The sequence below is a fragment of the Trujillonella endophytica genome, assembly GCF_900110555.1.
Classification (GTDB): domain Bacteria; phylum Actinomycetota; class Actinomycetes; order Mycobacteriales; family Geodermatophilaceae; genus Trujillonella; species Trujillonella endophytica.
On record NZ_FOEE01000002.1, the window covers coordinates 371100 to 386004 of the forward strand.

The following is a 14905-nucleotide window of genomic DNA, read 5'->3' on the forward strand; positions in this document are numbered from 1 at the left end:
CGCCACCGCACCAGGCTCGACGGCATGAGCACCGAGATCCTCATGACCCCCGAGACGCTCCGGCCGCCACCGGCGACGACCGCGCTCCCGGCCCCCCGGCGGCGGGGCTTCCTCCGCCAGGTCGCGATCGACACCGGCTACGCGCTCGCCTCCTTCCCGCTGGCGATCGTCGCGTTCGTCGTCGTCGTCACCGGCCTCTCCGTCGGGGCCGGGCTGCTGGTGATCTGGGTGGGTGTCGCCGTGCTGGCCCTGACCCTCGTCGCGGCCCGCGGCCTGGCCACCGCCGAGCGCGCGTGGCTGCCGTCCGTGCTGCGCCGCGAGCTGCCCCGCCCGGCCTACCGGCGGGCCGAGGGCTCCCCGCTGCGCCGGCTGCTCACCCCGCTGCGCGACGCCCAGTCCTGGCTGGACGCGCTGCACGCCCTGATCCGCTTCCCGTTCGCGATCCTGGCGTTCGTCGTGACGGTGACGTTCTGGTCGGTCGCGCTGGGCGGGCTGACCTACGGCGCCTGGGACTGGACGCTGCCGGACGCGAGCACGACCCCCGACAACGAGGACCTGCTCGAGCTGCTGGGCCAGGAGAGCACCGCGGGCCGGCGCATCCTGTTCTACGCGCTGATCGGGCTGGCGTTCGCGCTGGTACTGCCCTTCGCCGTCCGCGGGGTGGCGGTGCTGCAGGCCCAGCTGGGCCGGGCGCTGCTGACCTCCCGGGCGGCCGCGCAGGAGCAGATCGACCGGGCCACGCAGGGCCGGGACGCGGCCGTCGCCGCCGAGGCCGTGGCGCTGCGCCGGCTGGAGCGCGACATCCACGACGGCCCGCAGCAGCACCTCGTCCGCCTGGGCATGGACCTCGCCCGCGCGCAGCGCCAGCTCGACCGCGATCCCGCCGCCGCCCGGAGCACGCTCGGCGAGGCGGCCGGCCTGGCCCGCGAGGCGCTGGAGGAGCTGCGCGCCCTCTCCCGCGGCATCGCCCCGCCGGTGCTGGCCGACCGCGGCCTGGCCGCCGCGCTGGCCGCGCTCGCCGCCCGGTCCCCCGTGCCCGTCGAGCTCGCCGTCGACCTGCCCGCGGAGCGGCTCGCGCCGGTGACGGAGAACACCGCCTACTTCGTGGTCAGCGAGGCGCTGGCCAACGTGGCCAAGCACAGCGGCGCGCAGCTGTGCCGCGTCGGCGTCTCCCGGGACGACGGGACGCTGCGGGTCGTCGTGGAGGACGACGGCACCGGAGGTGCGGTCGCCGCCCCCGGGCACGGGCTGGCCGGGCTGACCGACCGGCTGCGCGCGGCCGACGGCGCCCTGACCGTGGACAGCCCGCGCGGCGGCCCCACCCGGCTCACGGCGGAGGTGCCGCTCGCGTGATGCGGGTCGTGCTCGCCGAGGACTCGGTGCTCCTCCGGGAGGGGCTGGTGCGCCTCCTGGAGGAGGCCGGCACGGAGGTCGTCGCCGCCGTCGGAGACGGCCCGTCGCTGGTGCGGGCCGTGCGGGAGCTGCGCCCGGACGTCGCCGTCGTCGACGTCCGGATGCCCCCGACGCACACCGACGAGGGCCTGCGGGCCGCCGTCGAGGCCCGCGCCTCGGTCCCGGGGACCGCGGTGCTCGTGCTCTCCCAGTACGTCGAGGTCGCCTACGCCGACGAGCTGCTCGCCGACGGCCGCGGCGGGGTCGGCTACCTGCTCAAGGACCGGGTGGCGGACCTGGACCAGCTGCTGGCCGCGCTGTCGGACGTCGTCGCCGGGGGCACCGTGCTCGATCCGCAGGTGGTGGCGCAGCTGTTCGCCCGGCGGCGGTCCGACGACCCGGTGCGCCGGCTGACGCCGCGGGAGCGCGAGGTGCTGGGCCTGATCGCCGAGGGCCACTCCAACACCGCGGTCGCCCGGCTCCTGGTGGTCACCCCCGGGGCAGTGGAGAAGCACACCCAGCGGATCTTCGCCAAGCTCGGCCTGGCCCCCGACGAGGACCGCAACAGCCGGGTCATGGCGACCCTGGCCTACCTGCGGTCCTGAGGAAGGACCCTCCTGCCCCCCACCACTCGCACGCTCGCGGCGGGACCCTGCAGGAGGGCCGGTCAGGCCTGATCGGACGGCTCCGCCGCTGCATCGAAGGCCGCGCGCAGCCGCGCCGGCGCCCGCAGCCGCCAGGCCTCGGTGAGCAGCTCGGCGAGCTCGTCCCGGTCGACCGCCGCGAGGTCGACGACGACCATCGTCGAGTTCCGGTAGTGGTGCGGCACCGAGAAGACCTCGGGCCGCTCGGCGGCCAGCGTCCGGTTCTCCCCCTCGGCCAGCCGGATCGCCACCCACTCCTCCCCGGGCGGCATCGAGGCGAAGATCTTGTCCTTCACCCGCAGGCAGGCCAGGTCCCACGCCGGGCGCTCGGTCGCCTCGGGCAGCGCCAGCGCGACGGCGCGGACGTCGGCGGGGGTCGCGGGCACGCCGCTCAGCTCTCCCGGCCCAGCGCGCGCTCGATGTTCTCCGCCATCCGGCGCAGCACCAGCACCGTGCGCTCGTACTCCTGCCGGGACAGCCCGTCGGCCACGTGCCGGCGCACCCGGCCGATCGCCCGTTCCAGCCGCTCGTGGGCGGTCCGCCCCTCTGCGGTGAGCGTCAGCGCTCCGGTCGTGCGGTCCACCCAGCCGCGGCCGTACAGGTCGGCCGCGATCGCCGGGACGCGCCCGTCGAAGTCGGCCAGGGAACTCGCCAGCGCCGCCTCGTCGGCCGGCGCCTCGGCCAGCGAGTGCAGCACCTGCCAGTGCCGGCGGGTGAGGCCCTCCCCGGCGACGGCGGTGTCGACGACGTCCTCCAGGAGGGCGTCGAGGTGCTTGACCCACCAGCCGATGGGCCGCTGCGCCGGATCCATGCGCGGCATCCTGGCACCGCGGCGGCCCGGATGCGGGCCGAAGTCGTTGGCGACCTGTCCGCCGCGGCGGGTAGACACCTCGCTGTGGACGACGCACCCGCAGACCTCGCCGCCCGCCTGCGCCCCGCCACACCCGCGGAGTGGCCCGCCTTCTCCCGCACGATGTCGGCGGTCTTCGGCAGCGAGCCCTCCTCCGCGTGGACCGACGAGGTACCGCCCGTCGCCGAGCTCGACCGGTCGCTGGGCCTGTGGGAGGGCGAGCGGGTCGTGGCCACGGCCGGCATCTACGGCCGCGAGCTGACCGTGCCGGGCGCCGTCGTCCCGTGCGCCGGCGTCACCTGGGTGACCGTCTCCCCCACCCACCGCCGCCGGGGCGTGCTCACCGCGATGATGCGCCGGCAGCTGACCGAGCTGCACGAGCAGCAGCGCGAGCCCGTCGCGGCGCTGTGGGCGTCCGAGGGCGCGATCTACGGCCGCTTCGGCTACGCGCCGGCCGCCGAGCTCGGAGGCCTGAGCGGGCGGATCGCGGAACTCGGCCTGCGCCCCGACGTCGACCTCGGCGCCGGCGCCGTGACGCCCGTGGAGGTCGAGGAGTTCCGCGACGCCGCGGCCCGCGTGCACGAGCAGGTGCGCCGGTTCGTCCCGGGAAACCTGGCGCGGACGACGCCCTGGTGGGACCGCCTGCTGGAGGACCGGCCCGAGCGGCGCGGCGGCGCCACCGCCCGCCGGTACCTGCTGCACACCGGACCCGACGGCGCGGTCACCGGCTACGCGGCCTACCGGGTGACCGCCGCGTGGGACGACCACGGCGCGCCCGACGGCACGGTGTCGGTCGAGGAGGTCCGGGCGCTGGACACCCCGGCGTACGCGGCGCTGTGGCGGTACCTGCTGTCGATCGACCTGGTGCGCACCGTGCGGGCGCGGACGGCGTCGGCGGACGAGCCGCTGCGGCACCTGGTGGCCGATCCGCGCGCCCTGCACCGCCGGCCGCTGGACTCGCTGTGGGTGCGGCTGGTCGACGTCGACCGCGCGCTGGCCGCCCGCCGCTACCCCGCCCCGATCGACCTGGTGCTCGAGGTACGCGACGAGTTCTGCCCGTGGAACGCCGGGCGGTGGCGGCTGTCCGGCCACCCGGCCGGCGGCTACTGCGGGCGCACCGACCGCGACCCCGACCTGGTGCTCGGCAGCGAGGAACTGGCCGCTGCCTACCTCGGCGGGGTCTCGCCGGCCTCGCTGCAGGCCGCCGGCCGGGTCACCGAGGTGAGCCCGGGCGCGGTCACCCTCGCCGCCACCGCCTTCTCCTGGCCGGTGACGCCCTGGTGCCCGGACGACTTCTAGCCGCCCGGCTACTCCGAGATCTGCTGCGCGAGCACGAACCCCGACCGGGTGCGGTCCATGGTCGGGGTGAAGGGCCGCGGCTTGGTGCCGAGGTCGTTCATGAAGGCCTCGACGTCGTCGGTCTCGATCTCGTAGGCGGCGACGTAGGGCCACTCGACCCGGTTGCCGAGCACCACCTTGTACCGGCGGGCGGACGTCACGCCGTCGATCGACAGCAGGTCGGGGAGGTGCACCTCGTCGTACCAGGTGTTGAACGCCTGCTCGTCGCCCTCCCCGTCGGTGGGCCCGTTCAGCGCTAGAAGCACGTATTTCGCCATGGGAGAACCCTAGTTCTCGTCCCGGCTCCGGACGACCCCCCTCAGAGCGCGCGGCTGCCGTCCCACTCCTCCAGCGGCGAGCAGTGCCAGCGCCACGAGTGCACCGACTCCAGCCCGGGCAGCTCGCCGCGGCCGGTGGCCCAGCGCAGCGCCGCGACCGGGTCGGCGTCGGACGGCGCCCACGGGAACAGCCGGACCAGGACGGCGTCGGCGAGATCGGCCGGCGGCGCCCACGGCAGGCCCAGCGCTGCCGCGACGTCGCCGGCGTGCAGCAGCAGCTCGGCGGCGCCCATCGCGGCGAACCCGGCGGCGTCCGGGCGCCCCCAGTCGTGCCAGCCGCGGTCGCCGGGCGCGGCGCCCTCGACGGTCCGCGCCAGCACCTCGGCGGCGGCCGCCTGCTGGCGGACCAGCTCGGGCAGCCCGGCCTCGCCCCGGCGGGCCAGCGTGAAGCCGTCGGCCCGCTCGGGTCCGGCGGCGAGGTCCTGGGCGTACCAGACCAGGCACCCCGTGACGTGCGCGGTGACCCCGGCGACGTCGTCGTCCATGGCGGGGACGCGCGCGGTGCCGTCGGGCACCGTCGCGAGCAGCTCGCGAGCCGCGGCAGCGGCCCGCCGCAGCTCCGACCCGGTCATCCCGCGTCGGCCTCCGAACGGGTCGGCAGCCCGCCGGCCGGCCGGTGCCGGTCCCGCTCGTAGTCGGCGATCAGCCCGATGCGGCGCACGTGCCGCTCGTCCCCGCTGAAGGGGGTGTCGAGGAAGCGGAGCACCAGATCGGTGGCCTCCTCCACGCTGTGCTGGCGGGCGCCGACGGCGACGACGTTGGCGTCGTTGTGCTGGCGGGCCAGCTCCGCGGTGGCGGTGTTCCACACCAGCGCGGCGCGGACGCCGGGCACCTTGTTCGCCGCGATCTGCTCGCCGTTGCCGGAGCCGCCGATGACCACGCCGAGGCTGCCCGGCTCGGTCACCACGCGCTCGCCGACCTCGAAGCAGAAGGGCGGGTAGTCGTCCTGGGCGTCGTAGGTGAACGCCCCGCAGTCGACCGGCTCGTGCCCGGCCGCCGCGAGGGCGGCCTTGAGGTGCTCCTTGAACTCCAGGCCCGCATGGTCGGTGCCGACGAAGACGCGCATGGCCCCGAGTCTGTCAGGCTGCCCGGGTGGCGGTGCTGGGGGTGGACGGGTGCCGCGGGCGGTGGGCCGGGGCGCTGCTGGAGGGCCGCTCGGTGCGCCTGCTGCTGCTCGACGACGTCCCCGCCGTCCTCGCCGTCCCCGGGGTTCGGGTCGAGCGCATCCGCGCCCTGGAGCCGGCGATGGACGTGCTCGACGCCTGCGCCGCGGCGTGGTCGGCCCGCCGGATCGCCGACGGGACGGCGGAGTGCGTCGGCGAGGACTCGCCGGACTCCCGGGGGCGGCCGATGCGGGTGCACTGGTGACCTTCGTCGAGGTGGCCGACGGCGTGCTCGTCCGGCGGCACGCCGAGCTGGACCTCAACTGCGGTCTGGTGCTCGGCGACGGCGCCTGCCTGGTGGTCGACACCCGGTCCGACCTCGGCGAGGCCGCCGACCTGATCGCCGCGATCCGCCGGATCACCCCGCACCCGTGGACGGTCGTGAACACCCACGCCCACTACGACCACTGCTTCGGCAACGCGGCCTTCCGGCCGGCGACGGTGTGGGGCGCCCGCGCCTGCGCCACCGGGCTGCGGACCGGCGGGGAGGGCCGGCGGACGGCGCGGGTGGCGGAGCTGCGGGCCGCCGGCGACGAGGAGGGCGCCGCGCGCGTGGCCGCCGCGCCGATCGACCCGCCGGACGCGCTGGTGGACGACGTCGCGCACCTGGACGTCGGCGGGCGGGAGGTCGTGCTGCGCTTCCTCGGCCGGGGGCACACCGACTCCGACCTGGTCGTCGAGGTGGAGGCCGGCGGCGACGCGACGGTGCTCTTCGCCGGCGACCTCGTCGAGTCCGGCGCTCCGCCGGCGTTCGAGGACGCGTTCCCCGCCGAGTGGCCGGCGACGGTGGGCCGGCTGCACGCGCTGGCCCGCGGTCCGGTGGTGCCGGGGCACGGCGCGGTCGTGGACGCCGCGTTCGTCGCCGCCCAGCGCGAGGAGCTGCTGGCGGTGCTGGCCGCCGTGCGCTCCGGGCGCCCGGACGCCGGTCCCTACGACCCGGCGACGATGGCGCTGGCCGCCGCCCGGCACGGAGTCGCTCGGTAACGGTTTCCGTGCCCGAGCGACTGTGCTGCTACGTGAGGCGGCGGACCACCGGCAGCGGCAGGACGCGCAGCAGGCCGGCGACCGGACGCCACGGCCACTCCGGCACGTAGGCCCGCACCGGCTCGCGCTCGATGGCGGCGACCAGCGCGTCGACGCCGGTGTCCAGGTCGACCGTGAACGGGCCGCGGCGGCCGACGTTGATGTCGGTCTCGATGTAGCCGGGCAGCACCGTCGTCACCCGGATGTCGGTGCCGAGCAGGTCGGAGCGGATGCCCTCGGCCAGCGCGTTGATCGCGGCCTTGCTCGCGCCGTACGCCGTCCGGGTCCCGCGCATGCCGCGGATCGACGCCACCGACGAGATGACCACCAGGTGCCCGTGGCCCTGCTCGCGGAAGAGGGTGACCGCGGCCTCGCACTGCGCGTGGGTGCCGAGCACGTTGGTGAACAGCGTCGCCCGGTTCGCCCAGCCCTTGCCGGTGCCGACCGAGGCGCCCTTGCCGATGCCCGCGTTGGCGACGAACCGGTCGATCCCGCCGAGCTCGGCGGCCAGCGCCGGCACGACCTCGTCGACCGCGGCAGCGTCGTCGACGTCCAGGGCCGCGGTGACCACCCGGATGCCGGGGTGCGCGGCGAGCAACTCGTCGCGCAGGGCGTCGAGCAGGTCCAGCCGGCGGGCCACGAGGGCGAGGTCGCGGCCTCGGGCGGCGAACCGGCGGGCCATGCCCGCGCCGAGGCCGGCGCTGGCGCCGGTGACGAGAATGCGCTGACGGCGGCGATGCGGCACCCGGTCAGGATGCCGCAGCGCCGTCCCCGGCCCGGCCGCAGGGCGCCGCCGGCACGGTCCGCCATCAGTCGCGGCGGGTGAACTCCAGGGCGTGCGCCGGGACCGACGCCATGTCGGGGCCGGAGAGCCGGGTGCGCTTGAGCTCCCAGAAGTCGGGCAGGTTGGCGAGCAGGACGGCACCGTCGAAGGCGCGGCCGGCGTCCTCGCCGGTGGGCACCTTGCTGATGACCGGGCCGAAGAAGGCGACGCCGTCGATGTGCATGACGGGGGTCCCGACGTCGTCGCCGACCGGGTCCATGCCGGCGTGGTGGCTCTTCTCCAGCGCCTCGTCGTACTCGGTGGACGTCGCGGCCTCGGCCAGGGAGGTCGGCAGCCCGACCCGCTCCAGCGCCGGGACGATCAGGTCCTCGAGCTCCACGCCCTCGTGGTGGCGCAGCGTGCCCATGGCCGTGTAGAGGTCGCCGAGCACCCCGTCGCCGTGCTGCTGCGCCGCGGCGATCGCCACCCGGACCGGGCCGATCGCCTGCGTCATCATCTCCCGGTACTCCTCCGGCAGGTCGCGGCCGCGGTTGAGCACCGCCAGCGACATGACGTGCCAGTGCAGGTCGATGTCGCGCACCGTGGCGGCCTCGATCACCCAGCGGCTGGTCAGCCACGCCCAGGGGCACAGGGGGTCGAACCAGAAGTCGACGCGGGCCGTGGTCGGTGCGCTCTGCACTGCTTCGGTCATGCGGGGGTGCTCCCTGTTCATCTCGGGGTGGTTCGCGGGCCGGCTGCGCACCGGCCCTCTGCGGGCTGCCAAGTCGGTGTCCGCGCGGGTTGTTCCCGGGAGGTGGGACGACGCCCGGCGGCCCGTCGTCCCCCCGTGGGAAGCTGCCGGGTGTGGCCGTACCCAACCTGACCCGCGACGATGCCGCCGCCCGCGCCCGCCTCCTGGCCGTGCAGGGCTACGACCTCCACCTCGACCTGACCGACGGCGCGGGGCACCCCGGCACCTCGACGTTCCGGTCGACGACGACGGTGGAGTTCGCCTGCCGCGAGCCCGGCGCGAGCACCTTCATCGACCTCGTCGCCGAGCGCGTGCACTCCGCCACGCTCAACGGCGCGGCCCTCGACGTGAGCACCTACACCGAGGACGGCGGCCTGCCGCTGCCCGGCCTGGCCGCGCAGAACACCCTCGAGATCATCGCCGACTGCCGGTACTCCAACTCCGGCGAGGGGCTGCACCGCTTCGAGGACCCGGAGGACGGGCAGGTCTACCTCTACACCCAGTTCGAGCCGGCCGACGCCAAGCGGATGTTCGCCTGCTTCGACCAGCCCGACCTCAAGGGCACGTTCACGGTGCACGCCCTCGCGCCGTTCGACTGGCAGGTCGTGTCCAACACGGGCGGCCGGACCATCGAGAGCGGTGCCGGCGGCTCGCAGCTGGTGCACTTCGAGCCCACCAAGCGCCTGTCGACCTACCTGGTGGCGCTGATCGCCGGGCCGTACGCGCGGGTGACCGACGAGCACGACGGCATCCCGCTGGGCCTGTACTGCCGGGCGTCGCTGGCCAAGTTCCTGGACCCCGACGAGCTGTTCGCCGTCACCAAGCAGGGCTTCGACTTCTACCACCGGGTGTTCGACTACCCGTACCCGTTCGACAAGTACGACCAGCTGTTCGTGCCCGAGTTCAACGCCGGGGCGATGGAGAACGCCGGGGCCGTCACGTTCCTGGAGGACTACGTCTTCCGGTCGCGGACCAGCCGGGCGCGGTACGAGCGCCGGGCCGAGACGATCCTGCACGAGCTGGCGCACATGTGGTTCGGCGACCTGGTGACCATGCGCTGGTGGGACGACCTGTGGCTCAACGAGTCCTTCGCCACCTACATCAGCACCCTGTGCCAGGCGGAGGCCACCGAGTACACGACGGCGTGGACGACGTTCGCCAACTCCGAGAAGGCCTGGGCCTACGCGCAGGACCAGCTGCCCTCGACCCACCCGATCGCCGCCGACATGGTCGACGTCGCCGCGGTCGAGGTGAACTTCGACGGCATCACGTACGCCAAGGGCGCCTCGGTGCTCAAGCAGCTGGTGGCCTACGTCGGCCGCGACGAGTTCCTCGCCGGCATCCGCCAGTACTTCCGCGACCACGAGTACGGCAACACCACGCTCGCCGACCTCCTCGATCCGCTGTCGGCGGCCACCGGCCGCGACCTGTCGGAGTGGTCGCAGCAGTGGCTGGAGACCAGCCAGGTCAACACCCTGCGCCCGGTCTTCGAGCTGACCGGGGACGGCCGGTACGCCTCCTTCGCGATCGAGCAGAGCGCGGTGCCCGAGCACCCGCACCTGCGCCGGCACCGGCTCGCGGTCGGCCTCTACGACACCGGCCCCGACGGGCTGACCCGCACCACCCGGGTCGAGCTCGACGTGGCCGGCGAGCGCACCGAGGTGCCCGACCTGGTCGGGCATCCGGCCGCCGCACTGGTGCTGGTCAACGACGACGACCTCACCTACGCCAAGCTCCGCCTGGACGAGCGGTCCCTGGCCACCCTGCGGACGGCGATCGGCGCGCTTCCCGACCCGCTGGCCCGGGCGCTGTGCTGGTCGGCGGCGTGGGACATGACCCGCGACGCCGAGCTGCCCGCCCGCGAGTGGGTGCAGCTGGTTCTGGCCGGCATCGACGCCGAGAGCGAGATCAGCGTCGTCCAGTCGCTGCTGGCCCGCGTGCAGACGGCGCTGACCTCCTACGTCGACCCGCGCTGGGCCGAGGTGGGCTGGAGCGCGCTGGCCGACAAGGCGCTCACCGCGCTGGAGGCCGCCGCACCCGACAGCGACGAGCAGCTGCAGTGGTCCCGCACGCTGGCCGCGGCCGCCCGCAGCGAGGAGCACGCCGCCGTCCTGCGCGGCCTGCTCGACGGCTCACGCGAGATCGAGGGGCTCGCCGTGGACGCCGACGCGCGGTGGGCCTTCCTCAACGGGCTGGTGGCCATCGGCGCGGCCGGCGAGGCGGAGATCGACGCCGAGGCCACCCGCGACGCCACCGCCACGGGGGTCCGCCGCGCCGCCACCGCCCGGGCGCTGCTGCCGACCGCCGCCTCGAAGGAGGAGACCTGGCGCAAGGCCTTCACCGACCCGAGCATCCCCAACGCCGTCCACGAGGCGATGCTGGCCGGCTTCTGGCATCCCGCTCAGCGGGAGCTCACCGCCGGGTACGTGGAGCGCTACTTCGCCGACATCCGCCCGCTGTGGGAGAACCGGCCCGGCGAGATCGCCAAGAACGCCGTGCAGTACCTGTTCCCGCCGGTGGTCGAGCTGCGGACCGTGCAGGCCGCCGACGCGTGGCTGGCCGAGGACGAGCACCCCGCGTCGCTGCGCCGGCTGGTGGCCGAGGGCCGTGACGGCATCGCGCGGTCGCTGCGGGCCCGGGAGCGGGACGCGGCTGCCTCCGAGTAGTCGAAGGTCCCCTCAGGGAGCGCTGTACGCGAGAGGCCCAGAACCCGGCGGGTTCTGGGCCTCTCGCGTTCAGCGGTGGGGCGGCGCCTCAGCGCAGGTGCAGGCCCCGCGGGTGGCCGGCCTGGTCGGACAGCTGGCGCAGCCCGTTGACGACGCCGCCCACGAGGTCGCCGGCGGCGAAGGAGTTCGTCATCGACAGGACGGCGAGGGCGCAGGCGCGGTCCGGCAGCCGGCGGGCGGCGGCGTGGCCGGTCACGACCTCGACCACGCGCTGGCCCGGCGAGACCGCCAGCAGCACCGCGTCGGCGGGGTCGTGGCCGGAGAGGGCGTGCAGCTCCTCGGCGCGGGACCGGGTGCGCGCGCCCAGGTCACCGATGTAGAGGGTGAACCGCAGGCCGGTCTCGCGCGAGGACATCGTCAGCGCCTCGTCGATCCGCGCGAGGTCCTGGAGGCTGAACGGGCCGGGCGACGAGTCCTCGTCGGTGCGGGAGGCTGCGGTGTGGGCGGTGGCCGTGTCGTGGGACTCGGCCTCGAGCGCGCGGGTCATCGCCGGCCTCCGGGAACGGTCGGGGTGCAGGGGGTCATGGGGTCACCGGCTCCGGTCACCAGGTCCCGCGGGCGCCGCCGAGCGGGCCTGCGGAGGACGCGGCCGACCCGATCGCGGTGTGCCCGCTGTCGTGGTGCCCGCCCGCCTGCAGCGGGTGCGGCTCCCACCAGACCGGCCCGTGCTCCCACGGCTGGCCCGGCTTGTAGCGGGCCTTCTTCTGGCGCCCGGGCAGCAGGGTCAGCACGGCGAACAGCAGGACGATCGCCAGCGGGATCACCGCGAAGACGAGGATGGTCTCGACGACGCTCACGCCGGACAACCTACCGGCAGCCGACTCCCGTCCCGCGCTGGTGTCCCGGCCCGGCGGAAGTCCGTGCGCGCCGCTCCCGACCACGCCCCGACGCTCCGCCGTCCCCGGGGCCGTTCCGCACCCCCGCGACGCCCCCGCGACGCCCCCACCGCGCCCCCGCGATGCCCCACCCCGGGCAATTCCGCGCTTCTGCACCGTGCAGAAGCGCGGAATTGCCCGCCCCCCCGGAGCGCCGTCGCGCGCCGCAGCCCCCTTCGGTAGACACGCGGTCGTGGACCTCACCCGGGCGGCCGCGGCGGACCTCGACGCCGCCGACCCGCTCGCCGCCTTCCGCGACCGGTTCGTGATCGCCGACGACGCGCTCCTCTACCTCGACGGCAACTCCCTCGGGCGCCTGCCCCGGGACACCCCCGCGGCGCTGGCCCGGGTGGTCGAGGAGGAGTGGGGCCGCGGGCTCGTCGGCTCGTGGTCGTCGTGGATCGGCCGGGCCACCGAGGTCGGCGACGTGCTGGCCGCCGGTGTCCTCGGCGCCCGGCCCGGCGAGGTGCTGATCGGGGACTCGACCTCGGTCGACCTCTACAAGCTGCTGGTCGCGGGCGCTGATGCCCGGCCGGGCCGCGACGTGCTGGTCTGCTGCGCCGACGACTTCCCCACCGACCGCTACCTGGTCGCCGGGGTCGCCGCGGCCCGCGGGATGTCGGTGCGCCAGGTCGCGGCCGACATCGACGAGGGGCTCGACCTCGACGTGCTCGCGGCGGCGCTGGACGAGCGGGTCGCCGTCGTCGTCCTCTCCGCGGTGGCCTACCGCTCCGGTGCCCTGCCCGACCTGGCCGCCGTCACGCGGCTGGTGCACGACGCCGGCGCGCTGGTGCTGTGGGACCTCTCCCACGCCGCGGGCGCGGTGCCGCTCGAGCTCACCGCGATCGGCGCCGACCTGGCGGTGGGCTGCACGTACAAGTATCTGAACGGTGGCCCGGGCGCCCCGGCGTTCCTCTACGTGCGGCGCGAGCTCCAGGAGCAGCTGCGCCAGCCGATCTGGGGCTGGTTCGGCCAGCGGGACCAGTTCGCGATGGGCCAGGCCTACGACCCGGCGCCCGGAATCGAGCGCTTCGCCGTGGGGACGCCGCCCGTGCCGGGGATGGCTGCGGTCGAGGTGGGCGCGCGGCTGGTGGCCGAGGCGGGCGTCGACCGGCTGGCCGCGAAGGGCCGGGCGCTCACCGACCTGGTGGTCGCCCTGGCCGACGGGTGGCTGGCCCCGCACGGCGTCGCCCTGGCCTCGCCCCGGGACGCCGCCCGCCGCGGCTCGCACGTCAGCCTCGCCCACCCGCAGGCCTGGCAGGTCACCCAGGCGCTGCTCGACCGCGGCGTCGTCCCCGACTTCCGGACGCCGGACCGCGTGCGGCTGGGCCCGGCGCCCCTCTACAGCCGGTTCGTCGACGTCTGGGAGGCGATGGACCGGTTCCGCGACGTCCTCGCCGAGGGCGCCCACGAGCGGTACCCGGCCGAGCGGGCCCGGGTCACCTGACGGCCGGGCAACTTCGCACTTCTGCCCGGTGCAGAAGTGCGAAGTTGCCCGGTCAGGTGGGGTCGGGGGCGCCGATCGGGTTGCCGGCCGGCCAGTTCCCCGCGGCGACGACGGCGCGGCGCACGGGCGCCAGCAGCGCGCCGAGCCGGTCGCAGCCGGGGTCGCCGAGCGCCCGCCAGGGACCGAGCGCGAGACGGTCGGTGTCGGCCTCGACCGCGGTCACCATCGCCAGCCCCTCGGCGGTCAGGTCGCCGCCGTCCAGCCAGCCGCGGCCGGCGAGCGCGACGGCGGCGTCGTCCCACTCCGGCTCCGTCCAGCCGCGCGCCCGGAGCAGCCACTCGCGGTCGGTGCGCCCGGCCGCCACCGCGAGCACGTTGGCCTGCAGGCCGGAGATCCCCCGCTGCAGCAGGGCGGCGGAGTGGCCGTCGCCGCGGTGCTCCCGCAGCGTGGTCAGGGCCTGCCACAGGGCCAGGTGCGGCGGCTCCGGAAGCGGCAGCCCGGCGTTCGCGGCGGCCAGCGGCCGGCCGGGCGCGTCGACGGCGGCCGCGGCGCGCCGGGCCAGGTCCGCGGCCTCCGCCGCCTCGGCCGAGGCCGACCACTCCCGCCCCAGCACCCGCCGGACCGCGGCGTCCACCCCGGCGAGCCGGGCCGCGAGGGCGTCGGCCGGGGTGGCGGCGTCCCACACGGCCGGCACGCGCTTCGCGACGAAGGACGGTGCGAAGCCGTAGAACGTCGCCGTCACCACCTCGGGCCCGACCGGGCCCAGTGGCGCCGCGCGCATCGCGAAGTAGCTCGACCAGAAGCCGCGGAGACCGACCTGCTCGGCGGCCGCCCGGCACTCGTCGGCGAAGTAGGTGAGCGCGTGGAGCGGCTCGCCGAGCGCCCACAGCCGCCGCGCGGTCCCCGGTGACGTCATGTCCGGCCCCCTCGCAGGGGCCCGACGCGAGCGTCCGAGCGGTGGGGGGCGAACGGGGCCTGCATCACGCCGAGACGCTGTCGGTGATGCCCAGCCACTCGCCCCAGCGGGGATCCACGGTGCGGTGGCCGAGCAGCCGCCAGGCCGCGCCGGTGGGGGCGCGCGGCGGATGCGGCAGCTTCCAGCCGAGCTCGGCCAGCGACCGGTCGGCCTTGGTGTGGTTGCAGCGCCGGCAGGCGGCCACGACGTTGTCCCAGGTGTGCGTGCCACCCCGGCTGCGCGGCACCACGTGGTCGATGCTCGTGGCCGAACTCCCGCAGTAGACGCAGGTCTGCCCGTCGCGGGTGAAGACCGCGCGCCGGGACAGCGGCACCTGCGCCGGGTAGGGCACCCGCACGTAGCGGGTCAGCCGGACGACGACGGGCACCGGCAGCGACACGGTCTCGGCGTGCACGACCTCGGCGGCGCAGTCGACCGACACCGCCTTGTCGGCGAGCACGAGCACGATGGCCCGGCGGCTGGAGACCACGCACAACGGCTCGTACGTGGCGTTGAGCAACAGCGTGGCCGCGGTCGTGCCGCGGCCGGGGACAGGTGGGAGCGGTAAGGGCACGGGGTCGCGACGCGGGCCCGGCTGGCCCGCGGACGACGACCCGGATCCGGCACGCGACACGGGGCA

The 14905-nt window shown here is 75.8% G+C and carries 18 protein-coding genes; 7 read left to right on the top strand and 11 right to left on the bottom strand.

Annotation, left to right across the window (positions count from 1 at the left end):
* Window positions 1–24 precede the first annotated feature (24 nt).
* Entirely contained in the window at window positions 25–1353 is a 1329-nt protein-coding gene (locus tag BMY88_RS04675; RefSeq protein ID WP_244524441.1) for a sensor histidine kinase, read from the top strand.
* The gene (locus BMY88_RS04680) at window positions 1353–1997 is read left to right on the top strand and encodes a response regulator (protein ID WP_091940881.1); all 645 of its coding nucleotides are present in this window, start codon (window positions 1353–1355) and stop codon (window positions 1995–1997) included. The genes BMY88_RS04675 and BMY88_RS04680 overlap by 1 nt, the downstream gene beginning before the upstream one ends.
* A gap of 62 nt (window positions 1998–2059) precedes the next feature.
* Here the strand turns inward: BMY88_RS04680 and BMY88_RS04685 are convergent, their stop codons facing one another.
* Window positions 2060–2422, bottom strand: a complete 363-nt coding sequence (locus BMY88_RS04685) for an MmcQ/YjbR family DNA-binding protein (protein ID WP_091940642.1) — start codon at window positions 2420–2422, stop codon at window positions 2060–2062.
* 5 nt (window positions 2423–2427) lie between these two features.
* Entirely contained in the window at window positions 2428–2847 is a 420-nt protein-coding gene (locus BMY88_RS04690; protein ID WP_091940644.1) for a MarR family winged helix-turn-helix transcriptional regulator, read from the bottom strand.
* 84 nt (window positions 2848–2931) lie between these two features.
* On the opposite strand from BMY88_RS04690, the gene BMY88_RS04695 reads away from it, so the two are divergent.
* Window positions 2932–4185 carry a GNAT family N-acetyltransferase gene (locus BMY88_RS04695; protein WP_244524442.1) on the top strand — a complete coding sequence of 418 codons (1254 nt, stop codon included), beginning with the start codon at window positions 2932–2934 and terminating at the stop codon, window positions 4183–4185.
* Window positions 4186–4193: 8 nt separating this feature from the next.
* Here the strand turns inward: BMY88_RS04695 and BMY88_RS04700 are convergent, their stop codons facing one another.
* Genes BMY88_RS04700 through BMY88_RS04710 form a run of 3 tightly spaced genes read right to left on the bottom strand, consistent with a single transcriptional unit; the run spans window position 4194 to window position 5628 of the window.
* Window positions 4194–4502, bottom strand: a complete 309-nt coding sequence (locus BMY88_RS04700) for an EthD domain-containing protein (RefSeq protein ID WP_139220401.1) — start codon at window positions 4500–4502, stop codon at window positions 4194–4196.
* A gap of 41 nt (window positions 4503–4543) precedes the next feature.
* Entirely contained in the window at window positions 4544–5134 is a 591-nt protein-coding gene (locus tag BMY88_RS04705; protein ID WP_091940649.1) for a hypothetical protein, read from the bottom strand.
* Window positions 5131–5628 carry a ribose-5-phosphate isomerase gene (locus BMY88_RS04710; RefSeq protein WP_091940651.1) on the bottom strand — a complete coding sequence of 166 codons (498 nt, stop codon included), beginning with the start codon at window positions 5626–5628 and terminating at the stop codon, window positions 5131–5133. The genes BMY88_RS04705 and BMY88_RS04710 overlap by 4 nt, the downstream gene beginning before the upstream one ends.
* A gap of 26 nt (window positions 5629–5654) precedes the next feature.
* On the opposite strand from BMY88_RS04710, the gene BMY88_RS04715 reads away from it, so the two are divergent.
* Window positions 5655–5930 (top strand): DUF429 domain-containing protein, encoded by a 276-nt coding sequence (locus tag BMY88_RS04715; RefSeq protein WP_091940653.1) that lies wholly within the window; start codon window positions 5655–5657, stop codon window positions 5928–5930.
* Complete coding sequence (locus BMY88_RS04720) at window positions 5927–6709, top strand: MBL fold metallo-hydrolase (protein WP_244524443.1); 783 nt, start codon at window positions 5927–5929, stop codon at window positions 6707–6709. Before BMY88_RS04715 ends, BMY88_RS04720 begins: the two co-directional genes overlap by 4 nt.
* A gap of 28 nt (window positions 6710–6737) precedes the next feature.
* Here BMY88_RS04720 and BMY88_RS04725 read toward each other — a convergent pair whose 3' ends face one another.
* Together BMY88_RS04725 and BMY88_RS04730 are read right to left on the bottom strand one after the other, a co-directional pair.
* Window positions 6738–7493: an SDR family oxidoreductase gene (locus BMY88_RS04725; protein WP_091940655.1), complete on the bottom strand. Its 756-nt coding sequence runs from the start codon at window positions 7491–7493 to the stop codon at window positions 6738–6740.
* Window positions 7494–7557: 64 nt separating this feature from the next.
* Window positions 7558–8223 (bottom strand): mycothiol-dependent nitroreductase Rv2466c family protein, encoded by a 666-nt coding sequence (locus BMY88_RS04730; protein ID WP_091940657.1) that lies wholly within the window; start codon window positions 8221–8223, stop codon window positions 7558–7560.
* A 152-nt stretch (window positions 8224–8375) separates the two neighbouring features.
* On the opposite strand from BMY88_RS04730, the gene pepN reads away from it, so the two are divergent.
* Window positions 8376–10928: an aminopeptidase N gene (pepN, locus tag BMY88_RS04735; protein ID WP_091940659.1), complete on the top strand. Its 2553-nt coding sequence runs from the start codon at window positions 8376–8378 to the stop codon at window positions 10926–10928.
* Window positions 10929–11016: 88 nt separating this feature from the next.
* On the opposite strand, the gene BMY88_RS04740 is transcribed toward pepN, so the two are convergent.
* Both BMY88_RS04740 and ctaJ read right to left on the bottom strand, forming a co-directional pair.
* Complete coding sequence (locus BMY88_RS04740) at window positions 11017–11475, bottom strand: DUF5130 family protein (RefSeq protein WP_091940661.1); 459 nt, start codon at window positions 11473–11475, stop codon at window positions 11017–11019.
* 55 nt (window positions 11476–11530) lie between these two features.
* A complete protein-coding gene (gene ctaJ / locus BMY88_RS04745) occupies window positions 11531–11785 on the bottom strand; it encodes an aa3-type cytochrome oxidase subunit CtaJ (protein ID WP_091940663.1) in 255 nt (84 codons plus the stop codon).
* Between the two features lie 271 nt (window positions 11786–12056).
* Here ctaJ and kynU point away from each other — a divergent pair, with 271 nt between their 5' ends.
* The gene (kynU, locus tag BMY88_RS04750) at window positions 12057–13310 is read left to right on the top strand and encodes a kynureninase (protein WP_091940665.1); all 1254 of its coding nucleotides are present in this window, start codon (window positions 12057–12059) and stop codon (window positions 13308–13310) included.
* 52 nt (window positions 13311–13362) lie between these two features.
* Here the strand turns inward: kynU and BMY88_RS04755 are convergent, their stop codons facing one another.
* Both BMY88_RS04755 and BMY88_RS04760 read right to left on the bottom strand, forming a co-directional pair.
* Window positions 13363–14226, bottom strand: coding sequence for an SCO6745 family protein (locus tag BMY88_RS04755; RefSeq protein WP_091940667.1), 864 nt, complete (start codon window positions 14224–14226; stop codon window positions 13363–13365).
* Between the two features lie 64 nt (window positions 14227–14290).
* On the bottom strand, window positions 14291–14839 hold the full coding sequence (locus BMY88_RS04760) for an HNH endonuclease (RefSeq protein WP_244524444.1): 549 nt from the start codon (window positions 14837–14839) through the stop codon (window positions 14291–14293).
* Window positions 14840–14905: the final 66 nt, after the last annotated feature.